The organism is Staphylococcus sp. AC872 (assembly GCF_979255425.1).
The window spans coordinates 1-14,323 of record NZ_CEEDKW010000005.1 but is presented as its reverse complement, the minus strand read 5'-3'; the positions used below and the strand labels follow the sequence as shown (position 1 = coordinate 14,323).

The 14,323-nt window shown below is 32.3% G+C and carries 15 protein-coding genes; all 15 read left to right on the top strand.

The genetic code is table 11. The annotated features are described in order from the left end of the window. Positions 1-7: 7 nt before the first annotated feature. Positions 8-370, top strand: a complete 363-nt coding sequence (locus ACZ267_RS08775) for an Asp23/Gls24 family envelope stress response protein (RefSeq protein ID WP_002465721.1) — start codon at positions 8-10, stop codon at positions 368-370. 99 nt (positions 371-469) lie between these two features. Further along, entirely contained in the window at positions 470-856 is a 387-nt protein-coding gene (gene nusB, locus ACZ267_RS08770; RefSeq protein WP_002465725.1) for a transcription antitermination factor NusB, read from the top strand. 18 nt (positions 857-874) lie between these two features. Further along, entirely contained in the window at positions 875-2,212 is a 1,338-nt protein-coding gene (xseA, locus tag ACZ267_RS08765; RefSeq protein WP_002465766.1) for an exodeoxyribonuclease VII large subunit, read from the top strand. Next, positions 2,205-2,435 (top strand): exodeoxyribonuclease VII small subunit, encoded by a 231-nt coding sequence (locus ACZ267_RS08760; protein ID WP_002465761.1) that lies wholly within the window; start codon positions 2,205-2,207, stop codon positions 2,433-2,435. Before xseA ends, ACZ267_RS08760 begins: the two co-directional genes overlap by 8 nt. Further along, positions 2,413-3,294, top strand: coding sequence for a polyprenyl synthetase family protein (locus tag ACZ267_RS08755; RefSeq protein WP_015364978.1), 882 nt, complete (start codon positions 2,413-2,415; stop codon positions 3,292-3,294). The genes ACZ267_RS08760 and ACZ267_RS08755 overlap by 23 nt, the downstream gene beginning before the upstream one ends. A 301-nt stretch (positions 3,295-3,595) precedes the next feature. After that, positions 3,596-4,048 carry a transcriptional regulator AhrC/ArgR gene (gene ahrC, locus ACZ267_RS08750; protein WP_002451915.1) on the top strand — a complete coding sequence of 151 codons (453 nt, stop codon included), beginning with the start codon at positions 3,596-3,598 and terminating at the stop codon, positions 4,046-4,048. A gap of 15 nt (positions 4,049-4,063) precedes the next feature. Next, positions 4,064-5,740, top strand: a complete 1,677-nt coding sequence (recN, locus tag ACZ267_RS08745; RefSeq protein ID WP_079449018.1) for a DNA repair protein RecN — start codon at positions 4,064-4,066, stop codon at positions 5,738-5,740. 274 nt (positions 5,741-6,014) lie between these two features. Then, positions 6,015-7,442, top strand: a complete 1,428-nt coding sequence (lpdA, locus tag ACZ267_RS08740) for a dihydrolipoyl dehydrogenase (RefSeq protein ID WP_079449017.1) — start codon at positions 6,015-6,017, stop codon at positions 7,440-7,442. 15 nt (positions 7,443-7,457) lie between these two features. Beyond that, the gene (locus ACZ267_RS08735) at positions 7,458-8,459 is read left to right on the top strand and encodes a thiamine pyrophosphate-dependent dehydrogenase E1 component subunit alpha (protein ID WP_015364980.1); all 1,002 of its coding nucleotides are present in this window, start codon (positions 7,458-7,460) and stop codon (positions 8,457-8,459) included. Next, positions 8,452-9,435 (top strand): alpha-ketoacid dehydrogenase subunit beta, encoded by a 984-nt coding sequence (locus tag ACZ267_RS08730; RefSeq protein ID WP_015364981.1) that lies wholly within the window; start codon positions 8,452-8,454, stop codon positions 9,433-9,435. Before ACZ267_RS08735 ends, ACZ267_RS08730 begins: the two co-directional genes overlap by 8 nt. A gap of 12 nt (positions 9,436-9,447) precedes the next feature. Beyond that, a complete protein-coding gene (locus tag ACZ267_RS08725) occupies positions 9,448-10,740 on the top strand; it encodes a dihydrolipoamide acetyltransferase family protein (RefSeq protein ID WP_079449016.1) in 1,293 nt (430 codons plus the stop codon). Between the two features lie 150 nt (positions 10,741-10,890). Next, on the top strand, positions 10,891-11,328 hold the full coding sequence (gene brxB / locus ACZ267_RS08720; RefSeq protein WP_002465745.1) for a bacilliredoxin BrxB: 438 nt from the start codon (positions 10,891-10,893) through the stop codon (positions 11,326-11,328). Between the two features lie 14 nt (positions 11,329-11,342). Continuing rightward, complete coding sequence (locus ACZ267_RS08715) at positions 11,343-12,332, top strand: aromatic acid exporter family protein (RefSeq protein WP_002465753.1); 990 nt, start codon at positions 11,343-11,345, stop codon at positions 12,330-12,332. Between the two features lie 336 nt (positions 12,333-12,668). After that, entirely contained in the window at positions 12,669-13,793 is a 1,125-nt protein-coding gene (locus tag ACZ267_RS08710) for a M20/M25/M40 family metallo-hydrolase (protein ID WP_079449015.1), read from the top strand. A gap of 78 nt (positions 13,794-13,871) precedes the next feature. Further along, positions 13,872-14,323: NAD(P)-binding domain-containing protein (locus ACZ267_RS08705; protein WP_340091719.1), on the top strand; the 452-nt coding region annotated here is incomplete at its 3' end.

Genomic DNA, 14,323 nt, shown 5'->3' with positions numbered 1-14,323 from the left:
TAAAACAATGGTCAATGTTGCGGATTATTCTCATACAAATTTAGGCAAAATCGAAATTGCTCCAGAAGTTTTATCTGTTATTGCTAGTATTGCTACATCAGAAGTAGATGGCATTACAGGACATTTTGCAGAATTAAAAAATACTAACTTAGAAAAAATTAGTCGTAAAAATTTAAATAGAGATTTAAAAATAGAAGCTCGAGAAGATGGTATTTATATCGATGTTTATTGCGCTTTTAAACACGGTATCAATATCTCTAAAACAGCTAATCAAATTCAGTCTGCTATTTTCAATCAAATTTCTACAATGGCAGCAATTGAACCAAAACAAATTAACGTTCATATTACACAAATTGTAGTAGAAAAATAAATATTAAATTAAGTTAGGTACTAGTATAGAGATGTCATCAATTTAAAATACATCTCAATAGTACCTAATCTTTTATAAATACGTTTGAAGGAGTTATTTATGAGTCGTAAAGAATCAAGAGTTCAAGCTTTTCAAACTTTATTTCAATTAGAAATTAAAGACACTGATTTAACTATCAAAGAAGCAATTAACTTTATTAAAGATGACTACCCAGATTTAGACTTTGATTTTATTAATTGGTTAGTGACTGGTGTTAAAGATCATGAACCCGTATTAGATGAAAAAATCAAACCATATCTTAAAGATTGGTCACTCGAAAGATTACTAAAAACAGATCGTATTATCTTACGCATGGCAACTTTTGAAATATTACACAGTGATACACCAGCTAAAGTAGTCATCAACGAAGCCGTTGAATTAGCAAAACAATTTAGTGATGATGATCATTATAAATTTATCAATGGCGTACTGAGTAACATAAACTAATAAAATTGAGTGATATATATGACTGATTACTTAACAGTTTCGACATTAACAAAATATATTAAGTATAAATTTGATCAAGACCCACATTTACAGTCTGTTCTTATAAAAGGAGAACTTTCAAATTTTAAAAAACATTCAAGTGGGCATTTATATTTCAATGTAAAAGATAAAGAAAGCGTTATTAGTGCAATGATGTTTAAAGGTAGTGCTTCTAAACTCAATTTCGAACCTAAAGAGGGCGATGAAGTACTATTAGAGGCACGTGTATCTGTCTATGAACGTAGAGGCAACTATCAAATATATGTAAATAAGATGCAGCTTGATGGTATTGGTAATCTATATCAAAAATTGGAAGAACTAAAGAAAAAACTTTCAAAAGAAGGTTATTTTGATAATAGTAATAAAAAACCTATACCGCGTTTTCCCAAAAGAATTGCTGTCCTTACTGCAAGTACAGGTGCCGCTATCAGGGATATACATTCAACAATCAATAGTCGCTATCCACTTGTGGAACAAGTACAAATTAGTACATTAGTACAAGGGAAACAAGCCAAAGACGACATTATAGAAAAGATTAAGTATGCAGATCAATTAGATGTAGATACCATTATTGTTGGACGTGGTGGAGGATCAATTGAAGATTTATGGAACTTTAATGAAGAAGAAGTTGTTAAAGCTATATTTGAATGTCAAACGCCAATTATCTCAGCAGTTGGACATGAAACCGATTTTACATTAAGTGATTTTGTGGCTGATGTAAGAGCGGCTACACCAACACAAGCTGCAGTTATGGCAACGCCAGATCAGTACGAATTATTGCAACAAATCAAGCAATATCAATTCACTCTAACTAGACATATTAAACAATATGTGGAACAACATAAAAAGCATCTTGAACATCTAGCCTCGTACTACAAATTTAAACAGCCATCTCTCTTATATGATCAACAAATTCAAAGAAGAGATGATCTTGAGAAGCAATTAAATCAAAAGTTGGCTAGTAAGTTAGAGCAACAACAACATCAATTAAATATTTTGAAACAAAGATTTAATCCAAAACATCTCGAAACGTCTATTGTTAGAAATCAACAACAAAATGGTCAACTTAAATCACGACTAACTCAAAAGATAAATAACGATTTATCACAATATAAAAATGCACTTAAATCAAAAATTGAACAACTGAATCAATTAAGCCCAACAAATACTATGTTACGTGGATACGCAATTGTAAACAAAGATGATGACGTAGTTACAAGTACCAAAGATATGTCGGAAAATGATGAAATTGTTTTAACTATGAAAGATGGACAAATTGATGCTATTGTTAAGAAAGTAAGGTGTAATGATGAGTAAAGAAAAACAAAGCTTTGAAGAAATGATGCAAGAACTTGAGAGCATTGTACAAAAATTAGATAATGAAACTGTATCATTAGAAGAATCTCTAGATTTATATCAACGAGGAATGAAATTATCTACAGCATGCGATTCAACATTAAAAGATGCCGAGAAAAAGGTAAATAAATTAATGCAAGAAGAAGCAGAGGAACAAGATAATGAAGAAACTACAAATGAATGATTTAATTAATGAAATAAATGACGCTCTTAAGAAGTCAATACCAGAGTCTACTCTAAATACGAATTTAGAAGAAAGTATGCTTTATTCTCTTAATGCAGGTGGAAAAAGAATTAGACCTGTATTATTGTTACTTACTTTAGATATGTTAAATGAAGATTATCGTCAAGGTATGCAAAGCGCTTTAGCCTTAGAAATGATTCATACATATTCACTTATTCATGATGATCTTCCAGCAATGGATAATGATGATTATCGTAGAGGCAAGCTTACTAACCACAAAGTATATGGTGAATGGAAAGCCATTTTAGCCGGCGATGCACTTTTAACTAAAGCTTTTGAACTCGTATCTTACGATTCAGCTTTAAGTGACACCAAAAAAGTTAAAGTCATACAAAGACTAGCTTTTGCTAGTGGACATCTTGGTATGGTTGGTGGACAGACACTAGACATGCAAAGTGAAGATAAAGCTATAGATATTTCAACATTAGAATCTATTCATAGAACAAAAACAGGTGCACTACTTACTTTTGCAATTATGAGTGCAGTAGACATTGCCGACACTGATGAACATACATCTGCAATGTTAAATGAATTTAGTGACCATCTTGGATTAATGTTTCAAATCAAAGACGATTTATTAGATATATATGGCGACGAACAAAAGCTAGGTAAAAAAGTGGGTAGTGATTTAGAAAATGATAAAAGTACTTATGTCTCATTATTGAATAAAGGCGGCGCAGAAGATAAATTAAATTATCATCGTAATGAAGCACTCAAATGTTTAGATAAAATAAGTGATCAATATGAAACTACAAATTTAAGAGACATAGTAGATTTATTCTACCATCGTGATCATTAATTTTATTTATTTTTCCATTTTAATCACATAATAGAGGTTAACAGAAATTATTTTCAATTTTTGTTAACCTCGTTTTATGTTCAAAATTAAATTCAAAATTGTTATACAATAATTATTCATCAATATCATCAAAATGCATATAAAGTACGATTAATTTATTTGTATAATAATATTCTTAAAAAACTATATTAACAGTTTTTTAACGTGCTTTATTACCTTGTTTAAAAGGGTGATGAGTAGTAGTTAATAAATGCATATGTTAAAATAACTGTATAAATATTCGTAACTAGAGGTGTTAATTTTGCCAAAAAAATCGGTAAGACATATAAAAATCAGAGAAATAATATCGAATGAACAAATTGAAACACAAGATGAATTAGTTAAACGATTGAATGAATATGAATTAAATGTGACACAGGCGACAGTCTCTCGTGATATTAAAGAATTACAACTAATAAAAGTACCAGCTGCATCAGGCCAATATGTTTATAGTTTACCTAATGACCGTAAATATCATCCTCTTGAAAAACTCGGAAGATATTTAATGGACTCATTTGTAAATATAGAAGGTACCGGTAATCTACTAGTATTAAAAACATTACCAGGTAATGCACAATCTATAGGCGCAATATTAGACCAAATCGATTGGGAAGAAGTGTTAGGTACAATTTGTGGTGATGATACTTGCCTTATTATTTGTCGTAATGATGAAGCGAGTGAAGAAATCAAAACTAGAATTTTCAATTTATTATAAGGATGCGATGAATTTATGTTACAAACCTTATCAATAAAACAATTTGCAATCATCGATGAATTAGAAATTCAATTTTCAGATGGTTTAACTGTTTTAAGTGGTGAAACAGGTTCAGGTAAATCAATTATTATAGATGCTATTGGACAACTTATTGGTATGCGCGCGTCATCAGATTATGTTAGACATGGTGAGAAAAAAGCAATCATTGAAGGGATATTCGATATCGATAATAGCAAAGATGCGATACATGTGTTACAAGATTTAAATATAGATATCGACGAAGACTTTTTATTAGTTAAAAGAGAAATTTTTAGTTCTGGCAAAAGTATCTGCCGAATTAATAATCAAACAATTACGTTACAAGATTTAAGAAAAGTGATGCAGGAACTTTTAGATATTCATGGTCAACATGAGACGCAATCATTGCTTAAACAAAAATATCATTTACAATTACTCGATGATTACGCTGGCGATCAATATAGTGATCTTTTATCACAATATCATGATGTCTTTAATCGATATAAATCTAAGCGCAAAGAACTCGAAGAACTAGAATCTGCTGACCAAGCATTACTACAAAGATTAGACTTGATGAAATTTCAATTAGAAGAATTGACTGAAGCATCTTTAAAAGAGGGAGAAGTCGATCAGCTAGAAACAGATATTAAAAGAATTCAAAATTCAGAAAAACTAAGTTTAGCATTAAATAATGCACATATGACTTTAACAGATGAAAATGCAATTACTGATCGACTCTATGAGCTAAGCAATTTCTTAAATGAAATTAATGACATCGTTCCAGATAAATATGTGAAATTAAAAGAAGCAGTCGATCAGTTTTACTATACGTTAGAAGATGCCAAGCATGAACTTTATGATGAAATGACTAACACTGAATTTGATGAACAAGTCCTTAATGAACTTGAATCACGTATGAACTTGCTTAATAACTTAAAGCGCAAATATGGTAAGGATGTTTCTGAGTTGATTGCATATCAAGGCAAACTTGAAAATGAAATCAATAAAATTGAAAACTATGAACAAAGCACATCTCAATTACGTGAAGAGATTAACGATTTATACAAACAAGTGATTAAAGTAGGTAAATCGTTATCTGCTAAAAGAAGGAAAGTTGCAAGAGAATTAAGAGACCACATTGTATCAGAAATACAAAATTTACAAATGAAAGATGCCAATTTAGAAATTTCATTTAAACCACTCGATGAACCAAATATTGAAGGTATTGAATTTGTGGAATTTTTAATTAGTCCAAATAAAGGTGAACCTTTAAAAAGCTTAAATAAAATAGCTTCAGGCGGAGAACTATCTAGAATTATGCTTGCATTAAAAAGTATATTTGTTAAATCAAGAGGACAAACAGCTATTTTATTCGATGAAGTTGATTCTGGTGTTTCAGGTCAAGCAGCTCAAAAAATGGCTGAGAAAATGCGTGATATCGCTGAATATATTCAAGTTATATGTATTTCACACTTACCTCAAGTAGCTACAATGAGTGATCATCATTTACTTATTTCGAAACATACTACAGAAGATCGAACAACCACTCAAGTTAAAGAACTTGAAAATGATGATCGGATTGATGAAGTAGCTCGTATGATTTCTGGCGCAAGTGTTACAGATTTAACGAGAGAAAACGCAAAAGAAATGATTGCTCAAAATCAAAGAAAATAATGTCTTAGATTTAAGTAAGTAAAACTTCTATTTAAAAAGTAACCTTAATCTTTGATGAATTGTTAGTCTGTATATTTTCCGGTAGTATTGATTAGTCACTTTTTATACAAAAAAATGAAGTTTTTAGAATTTCGAAAATGTTTTAACTGATGTAGAATATTATAGTATTGATTAATTTTGAAGATGCAAAGAAAGATAACCATTTATTATCAGAGAATTTTTAATAAACTTAGTTTTATTAATGTTCTCTATACATATAGTTAGGAGTAAGCAAATGTCTGAAAAGCAATATGATTTAGTTGTATTAGGTGGTGGCACTGCAGGTTATGTAGCAGCAATACGTGCTTCACAGTTAGGTAAAACGGTTGCTATTGTTGAAAAATCGCTATTAGGAGGTACGTGTTTACATAAAGGATGCATTCCTACTAAATCACTACTAAAATCTGCAGAAGTAGTCCATACTATAAAAAATGCGAAACAATTTGGTATTGAAGTTCCTGAGTATCATTTGAATTATGAACGTATTTTAGATAGGAAAGATGAAATCGTAAATCAAATGTATCAAGGTGTTCAGCATTTAATGAAACAGAATCACATTGATGTGTTTAACAGCACTGGTCGTATTTTAGGAGAATCTATATTTTCTCCACAAAGTGGTACGATATCAGTAGAATTTGAAGATGGAGAAAATGAAGTGATTCCAAATCAATTCGTACTTATAGCTACTGGTTCTTCACCACAACCGTTGCCATTTTTAAACTTTGATCATCAAGTAATATTATCGAGTGATGATATTTTAAATATGGATATTTTGCCAGATAGTATCGCAATTATTGGTGGGGGTGTCATTGGTTTAGAATTCGCATCGTATCTTACGGATTTAGGTGTCGATGTGACAATTATTGAAGCTAATGAACGCATTTTACCAAATGAAAGTGCTCAAATTGCAAAAACAATTAAACGAGAATTAGAAAATCGCGGAGCAAAATTCTTTGAAAATGTTGCCTTAGATGAACAAAGTGTTGAGATTAACAAAGATAACAATAGCGCAACAATTCATATGAATAATCAACAAATCTCTGTAGATAAAGTCTTGTTATCGGTTGGACGTAAACCAAATACTTCTGATATCGGATTACAAAATACAAAAGTGAAAACGACTCAATCAGGTCACATTATCACAAATCAATATCAACAAACTGAAGATAAGCATATATATGCTGCAGGTGATTGTATTGGTAAATTGCAATTAGCACATGTAGGGTCAAAAGAAGGTATCGTTGCAGTTGAACACATGTTTGATGATTCACCTTTACCTATCAACTATGATTTGATGCCAAAATGCATTTACACTTATCCTGAAATAGCTTCAATAGGGAAAAATTTAGAACAGGCTAAAGAAGCTAATATTAATGCTAAAAATTACAAAGTTTCATTTAAAGCAATTGGTAAAGCAATGATAGAATCTACTGGTCCACAAAATGGCTTTTGTGAAGTGGTAGTTGATCAGGATCAAGATGAAATAATTGGATTAAATATGATTGGCCCACATGTAACAGAATTAATCAATGAAGTATCATTATTACAATTTATGAATGGCTCATCATTAGAATTAGGTTTAACCACTCATGCCCATCCATCTCTATCTGAAGTATTGATGGAACTTGGCCTAAAAATTGAAAACCGAGCAATTCACGTTTAAATAGGAGGAAATAACATGATTGACTATAAGTCAGCAGGCCTTACAGAAGAAGACCTAAAAAATATGTATAAATGGATGGACCTTGGACGCAAATTAGATGAAAGACTTTGGTTACTCAATAGAGCTGGAAAAATTCCTTTCGTCGTTAGTGGTCAAGGACAAGAAGCAACTCAAATTGGTATGGCGTATGCTATGGAACAAGGCGATATTTCATCTCCATATTATAGAGATTTAGCTTTTGTAACATACATGGGTATGACGCCACTCGATACAATGTTAGCTTCTTTCGGTAAGAGAGACGATATTAACTCAGGTGGTAAACAAATGCCATCTCACTATAGTCATAGAGAAAAAGGTATTTTATCTCAAAGTTCTCCAGTAGCTACTCAAATTCCGCATTCTGTAGGTGCAGCATTAGCGCTAAAAATGGACAAAAAGCCAAATATCGCTACTGCAACAGTTGGTGAAGGTAGTTCTAACCAAGGAGACTTTCATGAAGGCTTGAACTTTGCTGGCGTACATCAATTACCTTTTGTATGTGTCATTATAAATAATAAATATGCAATTTCAGTACCTGATTCCTTGCAATATGCTGCAAAAAATTTATCAGATCGTGCCATTGGTTATGGTATGGAAGGTGTACAAGTTGATGGTAATGATCCAATTGCAATGTATAAAGCTATGAAAGAATCGAGAGACAGAGCACTTAATGGTGAGGGTGCAACTCTAATTGAAGCAATCACAACTCGAATGACAGCACATTCATCAGACGATGATGATAAATATAGAACACAGGAAGAACGTGACGGATTAAAAGAAGCCGATTGTAATATCCGCTTTAAAAATCATTTATTAGATTTAGGAATCATTGACGATGCTTGGTTATCGGAAATAGAACAAGAACATAAAGACATTATTAATCATGCGACAAAAGCTGCAGAAGAAGCACCATATCCTTCAGTTGAAGAAGCTTATGCCTATGTTTATGAAGAAGAAGGGAGTATCAATCATGACTAAGCTATCTTATTTAGATGCAATTCGCCAAGCACAAGACTTAGCTATGGAAAAAGACCAAAACACTTTTATTCTTGGTGAAGATGTTGGTAAAAAAGGTGGCGTATTTGGTGCTACTTTGGGATTACAAAGTAAATATGGCAAAGAACGCGTCATTGATACACCATTAGCTGAATCAAATATCGTTGGTACTGCAATAGGTGCAGCCATGTTAGGTAAACGTCCTATTGCCGAAATTCAATTCGCAGATTTTATTTTACCAGCTACAAATCAAATTATTAGCGAAGCAGCAAAAATGCGCTATCGTTCCAATAATGATTGGCAATGCCCGATTACAATCAGAGCACCATTTGGTGGTGGCGTGCATGGTGGATTATATCATTCACAAAGTATTGAAAGTATCTTTGCTTCAACACCGGGATTAACAATTGTTATACCATCATCCCCATATGACGCCAAAGGATTACTGTTATCTTCAATTGAATCTAACGACCCAGTGCTTTACTTTGAACATAAAAAAGCATATCGCTTCTTAAAAGAAGAAGTACCAGAAGATTACTACACAGTCCCTTTAGGTAAAGCTGATGTAAAACGTCATGGCGATGACATAACAGTATTTTGTTATGGATTAATGGTTAATTATTGTTTACAAGTTGCTGATATTCTTGCAGAAGATGGTATCAACGTTGAAGTAGTTGACTTAAGAACTGTTTATCCACTAGATAAAGATACTATTATCGACCGTGCCAAAAAGACAGGAAAAGTCTTATTAGTCACTGAAGATAATTTAGAAGGTAGCATTATGTCAGAGGTATCCGCTATTATCGCTGAAAACTGCTTATTCGACTTAGATGCACCTATTATGCGATTAGCTGGTGCCGATGTACCTTCAATGCCATTCTCACCAGTTTTAGAAAATGAATTAATGATGAATCCTGAGAAAATACAGGCGAAAATGCGTGAACTCGCAGAATTTTAAGGAGGCTTTACAATGGATATTAAAATGCCAAAATTAGGCGAGAGTGTTCATGAGGGTACAATTGAGCAATGGCTCGTATCTGTTGGTGACCATGTCGATGAATATGATCCACTTTGTGAAGTAATTACTGATAAAGTAACAGCAGAAGTACCATCTACAGTTTCAGGTACGATAACAGAATTAACTGTAAGTGAAGGGGAAACTGTAGAAATCAATACAGTCATTTGTAAAATTGATTCACCTGATGAGAGTAATGCAAATACATCCTCAAATGAGGATAAACAAAATGAGTCACACTCTCAATCGCAAAACGTAGCAGATGAGACAGCAACAAAACAACATCATACTGCTCAACATCATAATGATAATCAACCTAAAAATAATGGTCGCTTTTCACCTGTAGTATTTAAATTGGCGTCTGAAAATCAAATTGATTTATCACATGTACCAGGAACTGGATTTGAAGGTAGAGTTACCAAAAAAGATATCTTAGCGTATATCAATTCAACAGATTCACATTCAACACAAACTAACACGTCACAATCATCAGTTAACGCACAACCAAAAGTTACAACAGAAGCAAACGATTCACAACAATGGGACGGTGATCAAAGTACAATACCTGTTAATGGTGTTCGTAAAGCGATTGCTAATAACATGGTAACAAGCGCAACTGAAATACCACATGGTTGGATGATGATTGAGGCAGATGCTACTAATTTAGTTAAAACTAGAAACTATCATAAAAATAGTTTTAAAAAGAATGAAGGCTACAATCTTACATTCTTTGCTTTCTTTGTCAAAGCAGTCGCAGAAGCATTAAAAGCTTACCCTATGTTAAATAGTAGTTGGAATGGCAATGAAATTGTCATTCATAAAGATATCAATATTTCCATTGCAGTTGCACATGAAAATAAATTATATGTACCAGTCATTAAACATGCTGATGAAAAATCAATTAAGGGTATCGCTCGAGAGATTAATGAACTAGCTCAAAAAGCAAGAAATAATCAATTAACTCAAGAAGATATGCAAGATGGCACATTTACTGTTAATAATACAGGTTCATTTGGTTCTGTATCCTCAATGGGTATTATCAACCATCCACAAGCAGCTATTTTACAAGTTGAATCTGTCGTTAAAAAACCTGTGGTCATCGATGATATGATAGCAATTAGAAGTATGGTTAATCTTTGCATATCCATCGACCACCGTATCTTAGATGGTTTACAAACTGGCCAATTTATGAATCATATTAAACAACGCGTAGAACAATACACAGTAGAAAACACTAATATATATTAGTCACTATTTTATTCGTAGACATAAGTACTTTCTCATTTACGAAAGTATTTATGTCTATTTTAATTTCCAATAATCATGCATGTTGAAGTATCGAAGTTTAATTAGTAAAATAAAGACAGTTAAATTAATAACGAAAGGTGATTCTAATTTATGGATTTAAACTTTGATTTATATATGAACGGGGTCGTGGACCAAGCAAGAAACGAAATTGAAGAAGCTGGCTATGAGCAACTAACAACAGCTGATGAAGTTGATAAAGTATTAAAACAAGATGGTACAACACTTGTTATGGTTAACTCTGTGTGTGGTTGTGCAGGTGGTATTGCACGTCCAGCAGCTGCACATGCACTACATTATGATAGATTACCAGATCGATTAGTAACTGTATTTGCTGGACAAGACAAAGAAGCTACACAACAAGCTAGAGATTATTTTGAAGGTTATGCACCTTCAAGTCCTTCATTCGCATTGATTAAAGATGGTAAGATCACAGAGATGATTGAACGTCATCAAATAGAAGGTCATGATGTCATGAATGTGATTAATCAATTACAAAACTTGTTCGATCAATATTGTGAAGAAAGATAAGAGGTCCTAGTCAGATGCTCAAGTTAAATCCGTATAAGATTGGATTTAGAACACTCAAGACAGCAGTAGGAATGACATTAGGTGTTATAATTTGTAAGCTTTTGGGCCTCGATAACTATGCTTCAAGTGCAATACTTGTTGTACTTTGTATTAAACATACTAAAATGCATTCACTAACGGCAATTGTTTCTCGCTTAGTATCATGCTTATTAATCCTATTTTTAGGGTCAGCAATATTTTCAATACTAGGACAACATGCCGTCGTATTAGGTTTAATTGTATTATTGTTTATTCCATTAACAGTTGTATTAAATGCGCAAGAAGGTGTTATTACAAGCTGTGTTATATTACTACATGTTTTCAATGCTAAAACAATCAATGGACATCTGATTCTTAATGAAATAATGTTGTTAATTGTTGGACTCGGCATTGCCTTTATAATGAATTTAATCATGCCAAGTTTAGACAAAACGTTAAAACATTTTAAGAATGAGATAGAACATCAAATTACTGATGTTTTTATAGCTTTTGAAAATGCATGTAAACACGATAACCATGAACTCAATATTACTTTTGAACCGCTTGCATTAAATATTAGAAAAGCCAAATCATTAGCATTTAGAGATGTTAAGAATCACTTTGTAAGAAATGAGAATTCATATTATCATTATTTTGATATGCGCGAAGAGCAACTAGATTTATTAAAAAGAATGAAATTTTTAATTGAAAATATACAAACTAAAGATCCAATTTTAGACCGAATTTCACAATTACTCTCTGAAATAGGTAGTAATGTTAATAGCAATGACTATACTGCTTTACGTTTACATTCATTGTATGAAATAAGATTATCTTTAGATGAATTACCATTGCCGACTTCACATCAAGCTTTAAATTCGCGTGCTAATATTATTCAATTACTTAACGAATTAGAAGAGTATTTAAATATTAAATCTCAATTTGGCTCATTAAAATTGCATAGTGAAATTAAAAATTATGCTTAAAAATATAAATTTCCATATACAAAAGCCAGAGACATCAATCATAGATGTCTCTGGCTTTTTAAATATTTTAAAAGATTAGTTCAACATTGGGACTAAACTAGTAAGTAGTAGGGCTAATACTACCGCTACTAACATCACTACTATAATTACACGTAATACTTTATTCGTCATATGAAGTTCCTCCAATTGCATAAAACGTATTTAAGACTTAATTCATAATACAAAATCTAGGTATAGATTAACATTATATGATTTAATTCTGAATTGCAATCAATTTATTTTTGATATATTCAGAATTCAGTTAAACTGTAGTTATAGGATTAAGGGGGAATGACAATGATGAATAAAGAACGTCTCTTAGATACATTTTTAGAATTAGTAAAAATCAATTCAGAAACTGGTAATGAAGAGAAAATTCAACCCATTTTAAAACAAAAATTTGAAGCACTCGGGTTAAAAGTTGAGGAAGACCAGGCAAGTCAAACAGATGGTTTAGGTGCTAACAATCTTGTTTGTACGATGCCAAGTAATATTTCAAATAAAGATGTACCTAAATTATATTTTACAAGTCATATGGATACTGTAGTTCCTGGTCTTGATATCAAGCCCCATGTTGCAGAAGATGGCTACATATACTCAGATGGAACTACCATTCTAGGTTCTGATGATAAAGCAGGTTTAGCAGCTATTATTGAAGCAATTACTACTATAAATGAACAACACTTATCCCATGGACAAATTCAATTTGTAATTACAGTAGGTGAGGAATCAGGTCTATTAGGTGCTCAAGCTCTGGATACATCTTTATTAGATGCTGACTTTGGATATGCTATTGATGCCAGTGTTGACGTCGGTACTACTGTTGTCGGCGCCCCAACACAAATGAAGATTAATACAACAATTAACGGGAAGACTGCGCATGCAAGTACACCAGATCAAGGTATTAGTGCTATTAATATAGCCGCTAAAGCGATTAGTAAAATGCATCTAGGTCAGATCGATGATTTAACTACTGCAAATATAGGTAAATTTCATGGTGGTTCAGCAACAAATATTGTAGCTGATGAAGTAATTATCGAAGCAGAGGCACGCTCACATAATGATCAAAGTATTGAAAAGCAAGTACAACACATGAAAGATACCTTTGAACAAACTGCTAAAGATTTAGGTGGTCAAGCTCACGTAGAAATAGAGAAAAGTTATCCTGGATTTAAGGTTAATGATGATGAACTGGTAACTAAAATAGCTAAAGAAAGTGCTGTTACTTTAGGGCTAAAAGGTAATACAGTAATCTCTGGCGGCGGTTCAGATGGTAGTATCATTAATACGTATGGTATTCCATCCGTTATTTTAGGGGTTGGTTATGAAAATATTCACACTACAAGTGAAAGAATTGCCGTTAAAGATCTTAATATGTTAACTAGCCAAGTACTAAAAATTATTGAACTCGTTGCAGATTAGCACGGCCAATTTAGTGAAGTATGTACACAATTTGTGATACAATATGAATGAAATATTCGAATAAGAGAGGTAAGTAATATGACACAACAAATAGGTGTAGTAGGTTTAGCCGTAATGGGTAAAAACCTTGCATGGAATATTGAATCACGTGGTTATAGTGTATCTGTTTATAATCGTTCTAGACAAAAAACGGATGAAATGGTGGAAGAATCAAAAGGTAAAAGCATCCACCCAACATATTCTTTAGAAGAATTTGTTAATTCATTAGAAAAACCCCGTAAAATTTTATTAATGGTTAAAGCTGGTCCTGCTACCGATGCAACAATAGATGGTTTATTACCTTTATTAGATGATGATGATATTTTAATTGATGGTGGTAATACAAACTATCAAGATACAATTCGTCGAAATAAAGCATTAGCTGAAAGTGGCGTTAATTTCATTGGTATGGGTGTATCAGGTGGTGAAGTAGGCGCTTTAACTGGTCCTTCATTAATGCCTGGTGGTCAAGAAGCCGCTTATAATAAAGT